19 protein-coding genes and 3 tRNA genes are annotated in these 19,151 nt (G+C 61.3%); 9 read left to right on the plus strand and 13 right to left on the minus strand.

From position 1 onward, the window contains the following. Positions 1–78 precede the first annotated feature (78 nt). A complete protein-coding gene (locus SB659_RS12740; RefSeq protein ID WP_284978020.1) occupies positions 79–954 on the plus strand; it encodes an Fpg/Nei family DNA glycosylase in 876 nt (291 codons plus the stop codon). Positions 955–972: 18 nt separating this feature from the next. On the opposite strand, the gene SB659_RS12745 is transcribed toward SB659_RS12740, so the two are convergent. From SB659_RS12745 to SB659_RS12770, 6 genes are all read right to left on the minus strand, one after another. After that, positions 973–1,623 (minus strand): DsbA family protein, encoded by a 651-nt coding sequence (locus SB659_RS12745; RefSeq protein ID WP_284978021.1) that lies wholly within the window; start codon positions 1,621–1,623, stop codon positions 973–975. Positions 1,624–1,703: 80 nt separating this feature from the next. Beyond that, positions 1,704–2,993, minus strand: coding sequence for an ATP-dependent Clp protease ATP-binding subunit ClpX (gene clpX, locus SB659_RS12750; RefSeq protein WP_284976464.1), 1,290 nt, complete (start codon positions 2,991–2,993; stop codon positions 1,704–1,706). A 202-nt stretch (positions 2,994–3,195) separates the two neighbouring features. Continuing rightward, positions 3,196–3,855, minus strand: a complete 660-nt coding sequence (locus SB659_RS12755; protein WP_284976463.1) for an ATP-dependent Clp protease proteolytic subunit — start codon at positions 3,853–3,855, stop codon at positions 3,196–3,198. 39 nt (positions 3,856–3,894) lie between these two features. Then, on the minus strand, positions 3,895–4,518 hold the full coding sequence (locus SB659_RS12760; protein WP_284978047.1) for an ATP-dependent Clp protease proteolytic subunit: 624 nt from the start codon (positions 4,516–4,518) through the stop codon (positions 3,895–3,897). A gap of 232 nt (positions 4,519–4,750) precedes the next feature. Further along, positions 4,751–6,133, minus strand: coding sequence for a trigger factor (gene tig, locus SB659_RS12765; RefSeq protein ID WP_410550642.1), 1,383 nt, complete (start codon positions 6,131–6,133; stop codon positions 4,751–4,753). 69 nt (positions 6,134–6,202) lie between these two features. Continuing rightward, positions 6,203–6,277 (minus strand) — tRNA-Pro (locus SB659_RS12770). A 146-nt stretch (positions 6,278–6,423) separates the two neighbouring features. Between SB659_RS12770 and SB659_RS12775 the strand changes: the two genes are divergently transcribed. Next, positions 6,424–6,497 (plus strand) — tRNA-Gly (locus SB659_RS12775). A 79-nt stretch (positions 6,498–6,576) separates the two neighbouring features. On the opposite strand, the gene SB659_RS12780 is transcribed toward SB659_RS12775, so the two are convergent. The 3 genes from SB659_RS12780 to SB659_RS12790 form a co-directional block, all read right to left on the minus strand. Then, positions 6,577–7,473 (minus strand): Fpg/Nei family DNA glycosylase, encoded by an 897-nt coding sequence (locus SB659_RS12780; protein ID WP_410550643.1) that lies wholly within the window; start codon positions 7,471–7,473, stop codon positions 6,577–6,579. Next, positions 7,473–7,955, minus strand: a complete 483-nt coding sequence (locus SB659_RS12785) for a ribose-5-phosphate isomerase (RefSeq protein WP_284978024.1) — start codon at positions 7,953–7,955, stop codon at positions 7,473–7,475. The genes SB659_RS12780 and SB659_RS12785 overlap by 1 nt, the downstream gene beginning before the upstream one ends. A 102-nt stretch (positions 7,956–8,057) precedes the next feature. Beyond that, the gene (locus SB659_RS12790) at positions 8,058–9,050 is read right to left on the minus strand and encodes a hypothetical protein (protein WP_410550644.1); all 993 of its coding nucleotides are present in this window, start codon (positions 9,048–9,050) and stop codon (positions 8,058–8,060) included. Between the two features lie 125 nt (positions 9,051–9,175). On the opposite strand from SB659_RS12790, the gene pepN reads away from it, so the two are divergent. The 4 genes from pepN to SB659_RS12810 all read left to right on the plus strand — a co-directional run bounded on the left by pepN (position 9,176) and on the right by SB659_RS12810 (position 13,597). Further along, positions 9,176–11,737 carry an aminopeptidase N gene (gene pepN / locus SB659_RS12795; RefSeq protein ID WP_410550645.1) on the plus strand — a complete coding sequence of 854 codons (2,562 nt, stop codon included), beginning with the start codon at positions 9,176–9,178 and terminating at the stop codon, positions 11,735–11,737. A gap of 55 nt (positions 11,738–11,792) precedes the next feature. Next, positions 11,793–12,269 carry an OsmC family protein gene (locus tag SB659_RS12800; RefSeq protein WP_284978027.1) on the plus strand — a complete coding sequence of 159 codons (477 nt, stop codon included), beginning with the start codon at positions 11,793–11,795 and terminating at the stop codon, positions 12,267–12,269. 136 nt (positions 12,270–12,405) lie between these two features. Next, on the plus strand, positions 12,406–13,116 hold the full coding sequence (locus SB659_RS12805; RefSeq protein ID WP_410550646.1) for a mechanosensitive ion channel family protein: 711 nt from the start codon (positions 12,406–12,408) through the stop codon (positions 13,114–13,116). Then, positions 13,109–13,597 (plus strand): globin, encoded by a 489-nt coding sequence (locus SB659_RS12810; protein WP_410550647.1) that lies wholly within the window; start codon positions 13,109–13,111, stop codon positions 13,595–13,597. Before SB659_RS12805 ends, SB659_RS12810 begins: the two co-directional genes overlap by 8 nt. 59 nt (positions 13,598–13,656) lie before the next feature. Here SB659_RS12810 and SB659_RS12815 read toward each other — a convergent pair whose 3' ends face one another. Continuing rightward, positions 13,657–14,343 (minus strand): hypothetical protein, encoded by a 687-nt coding sequence (locus tag SB659_RS12815; RefSeq protein WP_410550648.1) that lies wholly within the window; start codon positions 14,341–14,343, stop codon positions 13,657–13,659. 63 nt (positions 14,344–14,406) lie between these two features. Between SB659_RS12815 and SB659_RS12820 the strand changes: the two genes are divergently transcribed. Then, positions 14,407–15,312 (plus strand): acyl-CoA thioesterase, encoded by a 906-nt coding sequence (locus SB659_RS12820; protein WP_284978031.1) that lies wholly within the window; start codon positions 14,407–14,409, stop codon positions 15,310–15,312. 89 nt (positions 15,313–15,401) lie between these two features. Here the strand turns inward: SB659_RS12820 and ettA are convergent, their stop codons facing one another. Both ettA and SB659_RS12830 read right to left on the minus strand, forming a co-directional pair. Further along, positions 15,402–17,084, minus strand: a complete 1,683-nt coding sequence (ettA, locus tag SB659_RS12825) for an energy-dependent translational throttle protein EttA (RefSeq protein ID WP_284976452.1) — start codon at positions 17,082–17,084, stop codon at positions 15,402–15,404. Positions 17,085–17,140: 56 nt separating this feature from the next. Next, entirely contained in the window at positions 17,141–17,626 is a 486-nt protein-coding gene (locus SB659_RS12830; RefSeq protein WP_410550649.1) for a DUF6993 domain-containing protein, read from the minus strand. A gap of 109 nt (positions 17,627–17,735) precedes the next feature. On the opposite strand from SB659_RS12830, the gene SB659_RS12835 reads away from it, so the two are divergent. Next, positions 17,736–18,176, plus strand: a complete 441-nt coding sequence (locus tag SB659_RS12835; RefSeq protein WP_284978033.1) for an SRPBCC domain-containing protein — start codon at positions 17,736–17,738, stop codon at positions 18,174–18,176. Positions 18,177–18,223: 47 nt separating this feature from the next. On the opposite strand, the gene SB659_RS12840 is transcribed toward SB659_RS12835, so the two are convergent. After that, positions 18,224–18,299, minus strand: a tRNA-Arg gene (locus tag SB659_RS12840). Positions 18,300–18,514: 215 nt separating this feature from the next. On the opposite strand from SB659_RS12840, the gene SB659_RS12845 reads away from it, so the two are divergent. After that, entirely contained in the window at positions 18,515–19,084 is a 570-nt protein-coding gene (locus SB659_RS12845) for a single-stranded DNA-binding protein (RefSeq protein WP_284978034.1), read from the plus strand. Positions 19,085–19,151 lie beyond the last annotated feature (67 nt).

Here is a 19,151-nt window from a genome sequence, read left to right on the forward strand (position 1 = left end):
AGTTCGGGGCCCCGCCATCGGGCCTCTCGGGCCGCCTCCCCTGCCGCACGAAGACCATCTTGTGGCAGAGTATGACCCATGCCGGAACTGCCCGAAGTGCACGGCTTGTGCATGTACCTGGACACGCAACTCCATGGAAGCGTGCTGAGCGAAGTCCGAATAAATTCCTTCTCAGCCCTTAAGACCGCCGACCCTCCCTACACCGAACTCCAAGGCCGGACAATCCACGGGGTGAAGCGTCTCGGTAAGTTTGTCTGCATCGACACCGACGGGCTCTTCTTCGTGTTTCACCTGGCAAAGGCCGGCTGGGTTCGATACACAGAGCATCCGTCCTCAGCCGGGTTGCGCATGGGCAAAAGCAACATCTCAGCGAGGCTCCTGCTTCACCGACCTTCCGATGATGCCCACATAGGCCTGGACCTGACCGAAGCTGGAACCAAGAAAAGCCTGGCCATCTATGTGGTCCGGAATCCGCAGGAAGTGCCCGGGATCGCAACCTTGGGCCCCGAACCGCTCAGCCCTGACTTCGACGTCGACGCCCTGGCAGCGATACTCGCTTCGAGCTCACAGCAAATCAAAGGACTGTTGCGCAGCCAAAGCGTCATCGCCGGCATTGGAAATGCCTACAGCGATGAGATCCTTCATGCCGCGAAAATATCCCCTTTCGCCAACTCCAAGTCTCTGGATCAAAAGACTGTGGCACGCCTCTACGAGTCGATGCAGGAAGTCCTGGTGGGGGCCGTCAACGCTGCCGCGGGAAAACCATCCAACGAACTGAAAGACACCAAGCGCAGTAACTTCCGCGTGCATGCACGGACCGGGCAGCCATGCCCGGTGTGCGGAGATACAGTCAGGGAGGTGTCCTTCGCGGACACCTCCCTGCAGTATTGCGCAACCTGTCAGACCAACGGGAAAATCCTCGCGGACCGAAGAACCTCACGGTTCCTCAAGTAGTGCTGACACAGGCTCCGGTTAGTGGAACTCGGGGCTTTCGGTGCGGCTGCGCTTGAGTTCAAAGAAGTGCGGATATCCGGCGAGTGTGACGGTGGCGTCCCAAAGCTGGCCCGCTTCTTCGCCACGGGGGATGCGGGTGAGTACCGGACCAAAAAACGCGATTCCATTGACGGCCACCACCGGAGTTCCCACATCTTGGCCCACCAGTGAGATACCTGCCTCATGGCTGGCGCGGAGCTGTGCGTCGTACTCATCGGAATCGGCGAACCTGGCCAGATCGGCAGGGAGTCCCACCTCGGCCAGGGCCTTCTGGATAACGGCCGCCCGATCCTTGTTGCCTTCAGCGTGGATCTGCTGACCCATGGCGTCGTACAAGGCTTTGACGTAGCTGTTGCCGTGCAGTTCCTGGGCCGCAATGATCACACGAACCGGGCCCCAACTCTCGTCCATCATGGCCCTGTACTCGTCAGGAAGGTCGCGATCCTCGTTAAGGACGGACAGGCTCATGACGTGCCACTCGGTGTCAATGCCGCGCACCTGTTCCACTTCGCCGATCCACCGGGACGTGACCCAAGCGAACGGACAGATGGGGTCAAACCAGAAGTCGGCCTTGTTGGTGGATGTGACGGGCGCAGTGACGTCTTCGGGCACAGTAATATCTTCGGGCACAGTAACTCCTTGGGAGCTTGGGAAACACGGGCTCGTGGGTCAATCCCGGAGGAGACCCCTTCGCTTAGCCAAACAGAAGGTTAGGCAGACTTATTCCGGCGCTTCGCCACGACGTCGTGGGCAATCATGGTGGGCTGCGCCTTCTTGCTCACTACATCGGCCGTGATGACCACCGCACCGATATCGTCCCGGCTGGGGAGATCGAACATGACAGGCAGCAGGACTTCTTCCATGATGGCTCGCAAGCCACGGGCGCCCGTGCCGCGCTCAAGGGCCTGATCCGCGATGGCATCCAGCGCGTCCTGGTCGAATTGCAGCTCCACTCCATCGAGCTGGAACATCTTCTGGTACTGCTTCACCAGGGCATTCTTGGGCGTGGACAGAATCTGAATGAGTGCGGGCCTGTCCAAACTTGAGACAGTGGTGATCACGGGGAGGCGACCGATGAACTCGGGGATCAGACCGAACTTCAGCAGGTCCTCGGGCATGACCTCGCCGTAGGTGTCCACCTTGTCCCGGGAGTCGTTCAAAGGCGCTCCGAAACCGATGCCCTTACGTCCGGACCTGGAGCCAATGATGTCCTCGAGGCCGGCGAAGGCGCCAGCGACGATGAACAGGACGTTAGTGGTGTCGATTTGGATAAACTCCTGATGCGGATGCTTCCGACCGCCCTGTGGCGGTACCGAGGCGACCGTGCCTTCCAGAATCTTCAACAGTGCTTGCTGCACACCTTCACCGGAAACATCCCGGGTAATGGAGGGATTCTCGCTCTTACGCGAGATCTTGTCGATCTCGTCGATATAGATAATGCCTTGTTCGGCCTTTTTGACGTCGTAGTCCGCCGCCTGAATCAGCTTCAGGAGGATATTCTCAACATCCTCACCTACATAACCGGCCTCAGTGAGAGCCGTGGCATCGGCCACGGCGAACGGCACGTTGAGCCGACGAGCGAGCGTCTGGGCAAGATAGGTTTTCCCGCAACCGGTAGGCCCTATCAGCAAGATGTTCGACTTGGCGATCTCCACATCCTCGTGATGTGAGCCTTCGCCCAAGCTACCGGACTTCGGCGCGTGGCCGGCTTGGATGCGCTTGTAGTGGTTGTAGACGGCAACAGCCAAAGACCGTTTGGCCGGTTCCTGGCCAATAACGTATTCCTGCAGGAAGTCGAAGATCTCGCGAGGCTTGGGCAACTCGAAGCTGCCGAGATCAGAAACCTCCGCCAACTCCTCTTCGATGATCTCGTTGCACAACTCGATGCACTCATCGCAGATGTACACACCGGGCCCGGCAATCAGCTTCCGAACCTGCTTTTGGCTCTTCCCGCAGAAAGAACACTTCAGCAGATCCGTGCTCTCGCCAATCCGAGCCATGTGGAAATCCCTTCGTTGCAAACGGGTGATGCAGCTGAGCGCCGCCATCAAGTGTGCGGCGAAGCCGCGGCCGACACCACCGTGACACCATCCACTCTAGGTCACGATGGGGTGCATCGGTGGAAAGAGAACGCCGGTGCGGTTCACATTTCCCGAACCGCACCGGCGCGCACTACTGATTCTTACTGTCCGTCCCCCGCTACTACCGGGTGATTGCCTGGGGCTTGATCTTCCGGGAATCGAGAACCTGGTCGATCAATCCATAGGACATCGCCTCGGCAGCGGTCAGGATCTTGTCGCGCTCAATATCGTTGTTGACCTGCTCGGACGTCCGGCCTGAGTGGTGCGCCAGCGTGTCCTCAAGCCACGTACGCATGCGCATGACTTCCGCCGCCTGGATCTCAAGGTCCGACGCCTGGCCACCCTGGCCACCGGAGAGGGCGGGCTGGTGGATCAGCACGCGGGCGTTCGGCAGGGCCAAGCGCTTGCCCGGGGTACCTGCAGCGAGCAATACGGCTGCCGCACTGGCTGCCTGGCCGAGGCATACCGTCTGGATCTCCGGACGGATGTACTGCATGGTGTCGTAGATGGCCGTCATGGCCGTGAACGATCCACCAGGCGAGTTGATGTACAGCGTGATGTCGCGATCCGGGTCCGTTGACTCAAGGACCAGAAGCTGGGCCATGATGTCGTCCGCGGAAGCATCGTCAACCTGCACCCCAAGGAAGATGATGCGGTCCTCAAAGAGCTTGGTGTAGGGATCCTGGCGCTTGAAGCCATACGGCGTGCGCTCTTCAAACTGGGGCAGGACATAGCGGCTGGACGGGAGATTACCGGCAGACCATCCGAAGTTGTAGTTCATGTTCTTTACTCCTGGGGTTTCAGTGGTTCGTGATGCCGGTTAGTTCTCGGAGTTCGACTCGCCGTTCGTCTGGTTAGCCGTTCCACCGCCGCCTGCAACCGAGCCGGCGTGCGCCGAGATCTTGTCGAAAAAGCCGTATTCCAGCGCTTCTGCGGCCGTGAACCACTTGTCGCGGTCGTTGTCCTTGAGGATGGTCTCCACGGTCTGCCCGGTTTGATCTGCAGTGAGCTCGGCCATGACTTTCTTCATGTGGAGGATGAGTTCCGCCTGGATCTTGATGTCAGAGGCCGTTCCACCGATGCCGCCGGACGGCTGGTGCATCAGGATGCGCGCGTTTGGCGTCGCGTAGCGCTTTCCCTTGGTACCGGATGACAGGAGGAACTGGCCCATGGAGGCAGCCAACCCGGTGGCTACCGTCACGACATCGTTCGGGATGAACTGCATGGTGTCATAGATGGCCATACCGGCAGTGACCGAACCACCGGGCGAGTTGATGTAAAGGTAGATGTCCTTCTCGGGATCCTCGGCCGAAAGGAGGAGGAGCTGCGAGCAGATGGCGTTGGCGTTCTCGTCACGGACTTCAGAGCCGAGCCAGATGATGCGCTCTTTCAGCAGGCGGTTATAAATGTAGTTGTCCTGGGCTGCGGGATCGACAGTTGCCATCCGGGGAGCCTCTGATTGCTGTGACATAAGTACTTACCTCTCGCTGGTGTCAGTGATTTCACTGAACTTCACTGAACTTCACTACTTGGACACTAACCGTTTTGAACGGCGATTTGTTCGCCGGAATCGCACTGTTCGCTGACGGCGCACGTCTGCGTTCAGCACCAGTGTTCAGCCTTAAAGCAAACCGACCCCGGATCATCTGATCCGGGGTCGGTTTTGTTGCTGAGTGCTAGAACTTCACAGCTGCTGGGTCGTCGTTGGCGGCGACGACAGATTCTTCGGCCTGCTCCTCGGTGTCGATGTCCTCTGCGGCGACGTCGCCTGCGGGGCGCACGAAGCTCGTGAGGTCAACCTTGTTGCCATCGGCGTCAACAACCTCGGCCTGGCCCAGGACTACGGCCAAAGCCTTACGACGGCGAACCTCGGAAACCATCATGGGAACCTGGCCGCTCTGATCAATGATCTGGGCGAACTGGTTCGGATCCATGCCGTACTGGCTTGCGGTGGTGACGATGTAGTCAATCAGCTCGTTCTGGCTGACGTCCACTTCTTCCTTGTCAGCAATCGCGTCCAGGATGATTTCGTTCTGGAACGCGCGCTGGGCGTTGGCCTTGACTTCGGCGCGGTGCTCTTCGGTGTCGTGGTCGCCTTCACCGTGGGCGTTCTCCGGGTTAAAGTGCGCCTCGATCTGCTCTTCGACAACAGACTCCGGAACCGGCACCTCAACGAGCTCAACGAGCTTGTCCAGGACCTTGTCCCGAGCCTCAACGCCCTGTCCCACTACCTTGGACTCGGCAGCCTGCTTGGCGAGGTCCTCGCGGAGTTCGCCAATGGTGTCGAACTCGGAGGCCAGCTGGGCGAAGTCATCGTTGGCCTCGGGGAGTTCGCGCTCCTTGACGGCCTTGACAACAACCTTTACCTGGGCGGCTTCGCCTGCGTGGTCGCCGCCAACGAGCGTGGTGTCGAAGATCGCTTCTTCATCGGCAGAGAGGCCGGTGACGGCTTCGTCGAGGCCTTCAAGCATGGTGCCGGCACCAACCTGGTAGGACAGCCCTGCCGCGGAGTCGATTTCTTCGCCGTCGATCGTTGCGGTGATGTCGATGGTGAGGAAGTCATCGTTTTGCGCCGGACGCTCCACGGACTTCAACGTGCCAAAGCGGCCACGCAGTTCGTCGAGCGCCTTGTCGACGTCGGCCTCGGAGGATTCGGTAGAGGCAACCTCAACCTTAATCCCGGCGTAGTCCGGCAACTCGATCTCAGGGCGGACGTCAACCTCGACCTGGAACTTGAGCTCTCCATCAGTGGAGGACGGGTCCGGAACTTCGGTGATCTCGACCTCGGGACGGCTCAGCGGGCGAACGCCGGTTTCCTGAACAGCCGTCTGGTACCAACCGTTAAGGCCGTCATTGATTGCGGTCTCCAGCACGTAGCCACGGCCGACGCGCTGGTCGATGAGCTTGGAGGGAACTTTGCCCTTGCGGAACCCGGGAACCTGGATCTGCGAAGCAACGGTCTTGTACGCGGCATCGATACTCGGCTTCAGTTCCTCAAAGGGAACCTCAACGTTGAGCTTGACCCGCGTTGCGGTGAGGTTCTCGACAGCGCTCTTCACAGTCTAAGTACTCCTGATTTTGTGGGTATGGGGTTCTGTCGCATCCCTGAAGCGGACACAAACACAGAGTCGGGGTGACAGGATTTGAACCTGCGACTTCCTGCTCCCAAAGCAGGCGCTCTAGCCAAGCTGAGCTACACCCCGAATGCACAGGACAGTCTACGGGCAAGCAAGCCAGGAATGCACATTTGACACTGCCGCCGGAATTAGGTTTAGTTGTACCCGGCTTCAACAGCCGCCGGGAAGTTGCCTTGGAGTCAGGAAGTTACCTGACCAAGTCAAGTCATCCTGGGGACGTAGCTTAATGGTAAAGCCTCAGTCTTCCAAACTGATTACGCGGGTTCGATTCCCGTCGTCCCCTCCACCAGCGCCCCGATCCACGGATCGGGGCGTTTCTGCGTCACTGGCACACTCCCTTTCCCTGCACGCTCCAGCTGCGGGGCTCAGCTACTTTGGCAGCCCGGGCACCAGTACAACTTGCGACCAGCCATCTCAGCCAGGCCCACCGCTGTCCCGCACGTCCGGCAGGGCAGTCCGTTGCGCTTGTACACGTAGTGGGCATCGGCGTCGGGGGCTGTTTCCGTGCCGACGGGCCACAAAGCTTTAGGCGTCGTCACAATCCGGCCGGAACGGACGCCGTCGGACATGACCGCCACGGCGTCGTCCCAGAGGCGCCCGGCCACTGCGGGGGCAACATTGTTGCCCGGAAGGTGCGGATCCACACCCTGCCGGAAGAGGACTTCGGCCCGGTAAATATTTCCGACGCCGGCCAGCACCGACTGGTCCATCAACAGCAACGCCACTGCAGTCTTGCGCCGACGCAGCCGCCGAATGAACTCCTCGCGGTCCCCCGGCTCGTTGTGCAGTGGGTCGGGGCCGAGACGTCCCAGAACCGTTGCAGCCTCAGCTTCGGTAATGACAGCACACGTAGTGGCTCCACGGAGATCGGCCCACCCGTGCGCCGAGACCAGCCGGACGCGAACGGCTCCCACCGGGGCGGGCGGGCCGCTGTATCCCTCCCCGTCCTCGCTGGTAGCCTTACCGGTTTCCCGTTCACCTACCCGTCGCGGTGCGCCAATACTGGAGGCTCCGGTGAACGAACCGTCGCCGCCGAAACTCCATGCCCCGTAGAGGCCCAGGTGGACGTGCAGGTAGAGGCCATGGTCAAACCGTAGGAAGAGCTGCTTTCCGTGCGCCAGCGCTTCCACCATGGTGTGTCCGGTGAGCAGATGCGCACCGGCGGCAAACCGTCCTTGCGGACTGGATACGTCCAACTGCTGGCCGCCAAAAACATCTTGGAATTGACGCGCCAAGCGATGGATTGAGTGGCCTTCGGGCACTACTGGACGATCTCGCCGGTGGCCTCGTAGGTGGCGATCTTTCCGATCCTGCGCACGTGGCGCTCGTCGTTGCTGAAGGGTTCCTCCAGGAACGCTTCAATCAACCCGGTTGCTTCCTCGACCGAATGCTGGCGGCCGCCCACAGCCACCACGTTGGCATCGTTGTGTTCGCGGGCCAGCTTGGCCGTGGACATGTTCCAGACCAAGGCAGCGCGAACTCCCTTGACCTTGTTGGCCGCAATTTGTTCGCCATTGCCGGAACCACCCAAGACGATGCCGAGGGCGTGCACTCCCGCCTGCTGGTCGGCGACGACGGCCGCAGCGGCATTGATGCAGAACGACGGGTAATCGTCCAAGGCGTCGTACACCTTGGGTCCATGGTCAACGACGTCATATCCCTTGGCCGCGAGGTGGCTGACAAGGTGGGCGCTCAGTTCCATGCCGGCGTGGTCCGTAGCGATGTGGACGCGAGGTGTAGTCACAGCTGTTCCGTTCTTTGTGGCCCGTCTTAGTGGCGCCGGTACGGCACCCGGCCGGGTGCGGCGATCAGGGATTCGCTACCTAGGTTACCGCTCCCCCGGAGGTTAGGCCTGCCCGCCGTGCTGGGCCCTGTTCGCGGCGCGATTGAGGATCCCCGCGACCTTATCCGCTGCGTCTTGGGTGCCGGCGCTCAGCGCCACGCGGCGCCCGTTCCTCTGGTTGACGACGACGGCGGGCCCGCTGCTGACGAGCATGGCGGTGCTGTCTTCGTGGTGCCGCAAACCCCAGCCTCCAAAATCGGCGGCCTTCACATCGGCGGCCGCTGCTGCGGATATGTCTCCGGCCGGAACCCGCAGGACGCGAAGAACGCCAGCGGCAAACACCTGCAGCCCGTCCCGGTCGGCCCGAACCCGTGCGAACAGGAAACTTGCAGCCACCAACGCGGCAGCCGCCACCAAGGCCCCGAGCCATGGAATCACCACGGCGATCAACGCAGCCGGAAACCCGGCGGACACGATGATCATGACGAAGACCGAACTCCTTGCGTGGACCCACATCCTGAGACTGTCCCTGGCGAGGTCGGGGTCAGCCAGCAGGCGCAGCTCGCTCTGCAGTGCGGCGTCGTCCTCGGCCGTCCAGCGGGGGTCCGGCTTGAACGCGAACATCATCACCACACCGAGCGCCAGAGCAGCGCCACTGCCCATCGCCAGCACGATGGGGTCAACATGTGAAAGGCGTGCGTTTCCAACGCCCGATTGACCAACGAGCCCGGCGGCAAGGACCGTCGTCATGAAGAGGCTGACCATGAGGCCGATGCCCATCATGATTCGCCGCATCACCACAGGCCTGGAGAGAGGAACAGCCTGGATAAACGTCACCCAACCGAAGAGCGCAATAAGCCCCGAGCCTCCGGCTACGTACGCGCCGAAAGGCGCAAAGGAACTGCCGCCGTCGGCATTCCACATGACAGCTACCGGATCAGGGAGGTTGTTGCGCAGCATCTGCGAGCAGGATGCAAAGCCGATGGCGAGCAGCATCGGAAAGACCAACGCGAACCGAAGAGCGCGGAGATCGAGAGTTTCCCGGAACGTTCCCATGCTCCAACGCTACTCCGTGGAACCGACACTTTGGCGGGCTTCCTTGCCATCCAGCCCAGAAGTGAAAGACTGTCTTCACACCAAACGGCCATCCACCGGCCGGTCAGCATATCCGGAGGAATCACTTGCCAGGCCTGAACCTAACGCGCAGCGAAGCTGCGACTCGTGCCGCATTGCTCAACGTCGAGTCGTACAACGTCACATTGGACCTGACCAGGGGACCTGAAGTTTTCGGTTCCACCACCGTCGTGAAGTTCTCCGCGGTTCCGGGATCCACGACATTCATTGACGCCATCACCCATGCCGTGCACAGCGTCACCCTGAACGGGAACACTTTGGACCCGGCGGAGGTGTCCGATGGCGTTCGGATCCAGCTCCCGGACCTTGGAGCCGCGAATGAACTCGTGGTCGTAGCCGACGCTCCGTACATGAACACCGGCGAGGGCCTGCACCGCTTCGTGGATCCCGTCGATGGCGAGGCGTACCTTTACACCCAGTTCGAGGTCCCGGATTCACGGCGCATGTTCGCTGTGTTCGAGCAGCCTGACCTTAAGGCGAGCTTCACGTTCACCGTCACAGCTCCCTCGTATTGGGATGTCGTTTCCAACTCCCCCACTCCGGTACCTACGGAAATAGAGCCGGCCGAAGATGGCAGCGCACGTTCAGTGTGGAAATTCGCTCCGACTCCACGGCTGTCCTCCTATGTGACGGCACTGATCGCAGGTCCGTACCAGTCCGTGCGCTCCGAGGTCACGAGTTCGGACGGGCGAGTTATTCCCCTCGGACTGTTCGCCCGCACGTCACTCATGCAGTATTTGGACGCGGAGAACATCTTTGAGTTGACCCGGCAGGGATTTGAGTTCTTCGAGGGACAGTTCGGCCACCCTTATCCGTTCGAAAAATACGATCAGCTCTTTGTCCCCGAATTCAACGCCGGTGCTATGGAGAATGCCGGTGCGGTGACCATCTTGGAAGGCTACGTCTTCCGCGGCAAAGTCACCGGCGCCCAGGTGGAACGGCGAGCCATCACCGTTCTTCACGAGCTGGCGCACATGTGGTTCGGCGACCTCGTCACCATGCGTTGGTGGAACGACCTGTGGCTCAACGAGTCCTTTGCCGAATACATGTCCCACTTGGCCGCAGTGGAGAACACGGAGTTCAAGAGCGCTTGGACCACCTTTGCCTCCGTGGAGAAGTCCTGGGCCTACCGCCAGGATCAATTGCCCACTACGCACCCGATTTTTGCCGAGATCAATGACCTTGCGGACGTAGAGGTCAACTTCGACGGCATCACCTACGCCAAAGGCGCCTCAGTGCTGCGGCAGCTGGTGGCATGGGTAGGCCAGGAACAATTCATGACCGGCGTCCGGTCGTACTTCGCCAAACATGCCTGGACCAATACGGAACTGGCCGACCTGATGGTGGAGCTTGAGGCAGCAAGCGGCCGGGACTTGGACGGCTGGGGCAGGTTGTGGCTGGAAACTGCCGGGGTGAACACTTTGGCCCCCGCGGTTGCTGTCGATGACTCCGGCGCCATCACCGACTTCGCGATCCTCCAGACCGCGATTGATGCACAGCCCACGCTCCGCCCACATCGCTTGGCTGTCGGCTTCTACACACTCTCGGCCCAAGGAAAGCTGGAGCGTACCCACCGTGAGGAGCTCGACGTCGATGGGCCCCGCACCGAAGTGCCGGCGCTGGTGGGCTTGAACCGTCCGGACCTCATCTTGATCAACGACGACGACCTCGCCTATGCCAAAGTCCGGCTCGACGAACACTCACTGGCCACCGCGAAGTCCCATCTCAAGGACTTCGCCGAGAGCCTCCCGCGCACCCTGGTGTGGGGTTCGGCCTGGGATGCCGCCCGCGACGGCGAAACTCCCGCGCGCGGCTATGTGGACCTGATTCTGGCCAACATTGCCCACGAAACAGACTCGTCCGTGATCCTGGTCCAACTCCGCCAACTCGCCACCACGTTGACCTACTACGTCGCCGCAGAGCACAAGCTGGGCACCACCATCAAAGCTGCGGATGAACTATGGAACCTGGCACAATCGGCGGAAGCCGGCTCTGACGCCCAGTTGCAATTCGCCAAGTCCTTCGCGCAACTTGCGCGCAGTGAAGGGCAGTTGGACCGCATCCAGGCCCTTCTCGACGGCACGGACGCCCTTGAAGGGCTCACCGTGGACCAGGACATGCGGTGGGAGCTGTTGACCGCCCTCGTCGCAGGCGCGCGCCAGGGCCAGGATCGCATCGACCAGGAACTTGCCCGGGACAACACCTCCAACGGTCAGAACGCAGCGGCGCAAGCCACAGCCGCCATCCCGACGCCGGAAGCCAAGGCCGCCGCGTGGGAGTCGATTGTGGTCAAGGGAGAGCTCTCCAATGCCCTGCAGGCCTCGGCCGTGGCAGGATTCATGCGCGTGCCAGACACAACCCTCCTGGAGCCGTACGCGGAAAAGTACTTTGAAGCGGTGCCCGGAATCGTCAAGGAACGTACGCACGCCTTGGCCCAGCAGATCGTCGTCGGGCTCTATCCGGCCCAACTCACCACCCAGGCAACCGTGGACCGGACAGATGAATTCCTGGCAGGGTTGCCGGAAGACAGTGCTGCGCTTCGGCGCATGATGCTGGAAAACCGCGACGCCGTTGCCCGCGCCCTCCGCGCCCGGGCGGCCGACCACTGAGCAGGCCCCTTCCACGTCCGTGCGGGCGGTCACTGGCCACGGCTAAACTGTCCGCATGGGCCTGAACGAACACCACTACGCCGTGACCGTGCGCTGGACAGGCAACTTGGGCGAAGGCACTGCAAGCTATCGCGGCTATTCCCGCGACCACGATGTCCAGATTCCCGGGCTGCCGGTCCTGCAAGGCTCCGCCGACCCCACATTCCACGGCGATCGCTCCCGTTACAACCCTGAACAATTGCTTCTTGCCGCCCTCTCGCAGTGCCACATGCTGTCTTTCCTTCACGTCGCCGTCAAGCATGGAGTGGTGGTGACCGGCTACGAGGACAACGCAGAGGGCCTCATGATCCTCAACCGGGATGGCAGCGGGCAGTTCCAGAGCGTGACGTTGAAACCCTCCGTCACCATCGACAACCCGGAACACGCAGAACTCCTGGCCCAACTCCACCACGAAGCCAACCAAGTGTGCTTCATCGCGCGCAGCGTCAACTTCCCGGTCCACCACGAGCCAACAACGACGACGGCGGCTTAGCCCCCTGCCCGACTGCATTCGAGCCCTGTTCGACCCGCTGAGGGAACGCGAGGTGACTCCACGGCGATAGTGTTGAACGTGGAAACAGTGTTCCGCACCCGGCGAACACTGGCCGACGACAAGGAGTTATTCCACCTTGACCTCACTCCCCCTTGCAGGGACCCTTGCACCGGAAAGCATAGATGTGGTGTCAATCCTCATCACGGTGGGCATTGGCCTGGTCGTGTGGATCGTGGCACGCTTCATCATCGTTAGAATCACCAGGCGCGTATCTGCCGGTACCACCTTTTTCAAGAAGCCGCACTTCAAATGGGTTCAGCCGGCCATTCGCGCCCTGGACCATGAACGGCGCTCACAACGCGCGGAAACCATCGGTTCGTTGCTGACAAGCCTTGTCAGCGTCATCGTTGTGGTGATCGTCATCATCTACGTGCTCAAATTCATGAACGTGGATGTCGCGCCCCTCCTGACCAGCGTGGGAATCCTGGGCGTGGCCATCGGTTTCGGCGCGCAGCAGTTGATCAGGGACTTCCTCGCCGGCATCTTCATCACCATCGAGGATCAATACGGCATCGGCGACGTGATCGTTACCAGCGAAGTGGTTGGCACCGTTGAATCCGTGGGACTGCGGATCACCCGCGTCCGCGCCGAGGACGGAGCCATCTGGTACCTCCGGAACGGCGAAATCCTGCGCGTGGGCAACCGCTCCCAAGGTAACTACGTTCCGCTCGATGCGCCCGATGACAGCGACGATCCGGACGCGCACGCCGCCTCCATGGCACCTGCTGGCGCCATGTCATCCGCTACGCCGCGCCCGGTCAAAGTTGAGGAGAAATCGAATGAGTAATACCAGCCCTGATCCGTCACCGGCGCCGGAAGCAGGTCCGCGACGCCAACTGATGCAGAACGATCCCTTCAGCCAGCCAACGTACACGGACAGTTTCTATGCTGCGGTTGGCGGGCACGAAACCTTCGTCAAACTCATCGATGTTTTCTATGACGGAGTAGCAACCGATCCGATCCTTCGGCCCATGTATCCGGAGGAGGACCTGGCCCCGGCCAAGCGGCGATTCCTGATGTTCCTCGAGCAGTACTGGGGTGGCCCCACCACCTACGGCGAAGAACGTGGCCACCCCCGCCTGCGCATGCGCCATATGCCGTTCAAGGTAACCCCCGAAGCGAAGGACCGGTGGCTCCTCCACATGCGGACCGCCGTCGACTCCTTGAACCTGCCGCCCTTGCATGAGGGAACGCTGTGGGACTACATGGAGCGCGCGGCGCTCACCATGATCAACAGCCCATCCGCCGGGACGCAACCCGGCCCGTGAACACCGGCTTCTGGGCTGGGGAACCTTGGGTCTAGGAAGCTCAGTTTAGGAACCTCGGTTTAGGAACCGTGGGCCGGGAAACCGGGCCCTAAGCCGGCACCCGTGCGTACCAACACATGGCCCCGAGGACCGCTGAGGCGGAACCAACGGCCATGACGGTAGAGGTGCTGCTCGCCGTCGGCAAGGAAACCCAAGGCGAAAGCAGCGAAAGCAGCGCCGGTTGGCAGCCCATCCACGCCGGGCATCTCACGGCCCCAGATAGCAGCTCGTGCAGTGTTCACGACGGCGGCACCTGCGGTTTGCGGGACCAGTCGGGCTACCTCGGCGATGCCGGCTTCCGCTGCCGCCGTCAGCTCGGCGTCGGTCAACGCCCCGTATGATTCCCAGCCGCTACGGGGGGCTCCGACGCCGGCCCACGACTCCGAAACGGTCGACGGCGGTATGGGCAACTCAACGTCCCCGGCACCGGCACGGGCCAGCCGGTCCATGACAGAACCCAGAGTCACTGTTACATCGACCGCGGCAGGCTCACTGAGGGCCATGGTCCTTAGCCCGAGGACCGTCGGGGTGGACTCACCCAAGATCCTCGGCTTAAGGACGCACACGTAACCGGCAAGGACGTGGCCGGACGCCTGCAGGCGGATAGCGCCGTCGTCAATGCTCTTTGCCCTGGTGACGAATGTTCTCAGGTCAGCGAGGTCGCGGGGATCGGCGAAACGGAGGGACTGGGTCAGGACGTCTGTCACATCCTCGACTCTACCGGCATGTCCGCGGTTGAGAGGGGTCAGGGCGGAGTCTAGAGTCGAACCATGACTGAGACGAACACAGGCCTCACGGCGGAGGCGCCGGCCGAGGATCCCATGGAAGTGTTGCTTGATTTGCTGGACCTTGGTGACTTCGACGGCGCCAGGACCAATGAGGATATCTTCCTTGGACCGTCCCAGAAGCAACCGCGGCACCGGGTTTTCGGCGGCCAGGTCTTGGCGCAATCGATGATCGCCGGCATGCGCACCGTGGAGCCGGACAGGATCGCGCATTCAATGCACGGTTATTTCCTGCGCCCGGGAGATGCGAACCAGCCCATCACGTTCGGTGTAGAGCGGCTACGAGACGGCCGTTCGTTCTCCGCGAGGCGGGTTCATGCCTACCAAAACGGTGTGCCGATCCTTTCCATGATCGCCTCGTTCCAGGTGGAGGATACCGGTTTGGACCACCAGTCAACCATGCCGGAAGGAATCCCCGATCCGGAGTCGCTGCCCAGCGCAGCGGAACTGTTGTCCGAATTCGACCATCCATTGGCGCGGCATATGTCCTACGAACGGCCATTTGATGTCCGCCACATCGATCCGGCCCTGTACGTTTCTTCCCCCACGGAGCACGTGCCCACCAACGCCGTCTGGATGAAGACCATAGGCCCTTTGCCGGATGATCCAAACCTGCACCGCGCTGCCTTGGCGTACGCCAGCGACTACACCTTGCTCGAGCCGATCCTCCGCAAGCATGGTTTGGCGTGGGTAACGCCGGGCATGAGCGTCGCCAGCCTGGATCACGCTATGTGGTGGCACCGTCCGGTCCGGGTCGATGAGTGGATGCTGTATGTCCAGGAGTCCCCCAGCGCACAGGGCGCCCGCGGGCTTGCCACAGGCCGCATCTTCAACCGCGAGGGCCTGCACGTAGCCACGGTCGCCCAAGAGGGCATGGTCAGGATTCCGTAGTTCCCTCCGCAACGCACAATGGCCGGCCCCTTGGAAGAGGCCGGCCATTTTCGTGTCCTCCGGGCTGTAGCTCCGGCGGGCGCCGAAACTTAGTCGCGCGTCAGGCGGCGGTGCGTCACACGGTGCGGCTTCGCGGCGTCCGGGCCGAGCCGCTCCACCTTGTTTTCCTCGTAGGAATCGAAGTTACCCTCGAACCAATACCACTTGGCCGGGTTCTCATCGTTGCCTTCATAGGCCAAGATGTGGGTTGCCACCCGGTCAAGGAACCAACGATCGTGCGAGACCACCACTGCACAGCCGGGGAATTCAAGGAGCGCATTTTCCAGGCTGCTGAGAGTTTCGACGTCGAGGTCGTTAGTGGGTTCGTCAAGGAGGAGGAGGTTTCCACCCTGCTTGAGCGTCAAGGCCAGGTTCAGGCGGTTACGCTCACCGCCGGACAGGACCCCGGCCTTTTTCTGCTGGTCCGGGCCCTTGAACCCGAACGCAGAGACGTAGGCACGTGATGGCATCTCCACCTGGCCCACCTGAATGTGGTCAAGCCCATCCGAAACGACTTCCCAGAGGCTCTTGTTCGGGTCGATACCGCCACGGGACTGGTCGACGTAGGAGATCTTGACCGAATCACCGATCTTGAGGTCGCCGCCGTCGAGGGTTTCCATTCCAACGATGGTCTTGAACAACGTGGACTTACCAACACCGTTGGGGCCGATGACGCCTACGATGCCGTTACGGGGCAGCGAGAAGGAAAGGTTCTCGATCAGGACACGATCGTCAAAGCCCTTCTTCAAGTCCTTGGCTTCGATGACCAAGGAGCCAAGGCGCGGTCCCGGCGGAATCTGGATCTCTTCGAAGTCCAGCTTGCGCGTGCGCTCCGCTTCAGCAGCCATTTCCTCATAGCGGGCCAAACGGGCCTTGGACTTGGTCTGGCGCCCCTTGGCGTTGGACCGAACCCACTCGAGCTCTTCGGTGAGGCGCTTGGAGAGCTTCGCGTCCTTCTTGCCCTGGACTTCCAGACGGGCTTTCTTCTTCTCCAGATACGTGGAGTAGTTGCCCTCGTAGGGGTAGAGGTGTCCGCGGTCCACTTCTGCAATCCACTCGGCAACGTGGTCCAGGAAGTAACGGTCGTGGGTCACGGCGAGGACGGCGCCGGGGTAGCTCGACAGGTGCTGCTCCAGCCAGAGCACACTCTCTGCGTCCAAGTGGTTGGTGGGTTCGTCGAGAAGCAGAAGGTCAGGCTTCTGCAAAAGCAGCTTGCACAGCGCAACGCGGCGGCGTTCACCACCGGACAGAACGGTCACGTCGGCATCGGCCGGCGGGCAACGCAAAGCGTCCATTGCCTGCTCCAGCTGGGAGTCCAAGTCCCATGCGTCAGCGGTATCAATGGCTTCCTGGAGTTTGCCCATCTCATCGAGGAGAGTGTCATAGTCGGCGTCCGGATTGGCCATTTCTTCTGAGATCTCGTTGAAGCGTTGGATCTTGCCGTAGATCTCGCCAACGCCTTCCTGAACGTTGCCGAGGACTGTCTTTTCCTCGTTCAGCGGCGGTTCCTGCAGGAGGATGCCCACGGTGTATCCGGGGCTCAGGCGGGCCTCTCCGTTGGAAGGGGTGTCCAGGCCGGCCATGATCTTCAAGATGGTGGATTTACCGGCACCGTTAGGACCCACCACGCCAATCTTCGCGCCGGGATAGAACGACATGCTGACATCGTCCAGAATAAGTTTGTCGCCAACGGCCTTGCGGGCCTTGGTCATCGTGTAAATAAATTCCGCCATGCCCTTAAATCTAATGGCTTGGAGGACAGATCTCACATTCGGGCGTTATGCCCTGGTCAGCGTGAGTCTCCTACAAAACACTTTCCCGTGGTCAGCACGGGCAGCACCGAGATCGCTACCCCGCCATCCCGAATCTGTCCCATCACACAGCTCGCGCCGGTCAGCGCCGCAGCTTCCATCGCGTCAACGTCCAAACCAGTGGGTGTGCGGCTTACCGAGACTTCCACGTTGGCAGCGGGAATGCCTGCCGACACCAGAGCGGCGCGCAAGGCTTCCTGGTCTGGTTTGGGGTTGCGGGCGAGGACCCCTTTCAGGGTGCTCTCCATGAGTGACTCAGAGGCAGCCACGGCAGGGTCAAGGCTCGGCGTAGGAGTGGAATCCGGGGCCACGGCGGAGACCTCCGGACCAGCAGGGGGCGTGGCAGCGCAGGACGTTGAGGAGAACACCACAGCAATCATCACGCCGGCTGCTGCCGTGAGGGCGCCCGCCTTGGGCTTTCGCCTGCCTTTGCTTTGCTCCCGGGGAATTCGCGTGCTTATCACGTAGCCATTGTGCCATTCACTCACGGCGTTGACCGGCGTACCGTTTCGCTCAGGACGATGCCAACCGATGCACGACCGTTCCACACCAGCAGAAAGGGAAAGCGCCGCGATGAATGGACACGCCGCCGATGCCGTAGTTTCCGTGACCATAGGTGCCAGGCGCGAGGAAGTGTGGCAAGCCCTGACTGATCCCGCCATCATCAGGCAATACTTTTTAGGGACCACTGTCACCAGCACCTGGCGAGTGGGTGAACCCATCACGTACTCCGGTGAGTACAACGGGACCTCGTACCGGGATAAAGGCACCATCCTGGTGTTTGAGCCTCCGGAACTGCTGAAGACCACGCACTTCAGCCCGTCTACCGGGCTCGCCGACGTGCCGGAGAACTATCACACGGTGGAATACCGGCTGGCCGAAAGTGCCGATGGGACAGTTATCACTATCACGCAGGGCAACAACACGACTGATAAAGAAGTCGAGCAGTCCTCGGGGACGTGGCGTCTGGTGCTGCAAAACCTCAAGGAATTGCTCGAATCGGGCCAGTCCTAGGTGCCATCTGAAAACAAATCACCCCCGGTCCTTAGACCGGGGGTATTTGGTGCCCCAGGAGGGAATCGAACCCCCGACCGGCGGATTAGAAGGCCGCTGCTCTATCCCCTGAGCTACTGAGGCATGGGCCACCAGACCTGATGGCCTTGCTGACGCCACAAAGAGTTTACAGTGCGTTTGGCCGTCCAGCCGCCACGGAGTGGTAACTGTCCTCTCCTCCACAGAGCTTCTTATGCGCGGTTTATCCACATAGAGGGAAATGCATCTGCATGGGCGGTTCTCGATGAACAAAGCTGAAGTGGCCGGACAGGCATTCCCTACATCGAGAAGGACCAGCTATGAACGACACCATCACCGTCCGGGGCTTCGTGGCCTCCGAGGTAAAAACTTCCACCACGGTGCGGGGCACATCCACCGCGTCATTCCGTCTGGGCACCACCGAGCGCCGCTACGATCGCGCCAGCAGCCAGTGGGTGGATGGCAACACCAACTGGTACACGGTCCAGTCCTTCCGTTACTTGGCCGGCCACGTGGGCTGCAGTGTGAAAAAGGGCCAGCGCGTGATCGTGGTGGGGAGGCTCCGCCTGCGGCAATGGGAGCATGAGGGGCGCATCTATCACGTAGCCGAGATCGACGCTGAGTCCGTTGGGCATGACCTTATGTGGGGTTCGGCAAACTTCACACGGATGAACGGCACCTCTGAACCAGCTGATACGAGGGCTGTAGATAGGAACGATGGGAACGCTGCACAGCCCGCCAGCACTAACGGCCAGGACCCGGAATCCGACGACGACATGCAGGCGCCTCCGGAGGACGAGTCCGAGGTGGTGGGCGTGGACATTCTCGACGGAGTCGGGAGTGTCCTCGTAGATACTTCGACGGGCGAGTTGGTTGGCGCGCCTGCTTGATCACCGAGGCAATAGCGGCACCCGCCGGTCCCGCGCCGGCGGTCCGCGGTTTGCTCCTTTGCTGGTT

Origin of the sequence: Arthrobacter sp. SIMBA_036 (assembly GCF_046535135.1) — a bacterium.
Lineage (GTDB): Bacteria > Actinomycetota > Actinomycetes > Actinomycetales > Micrococcaceae > Arthrobacter.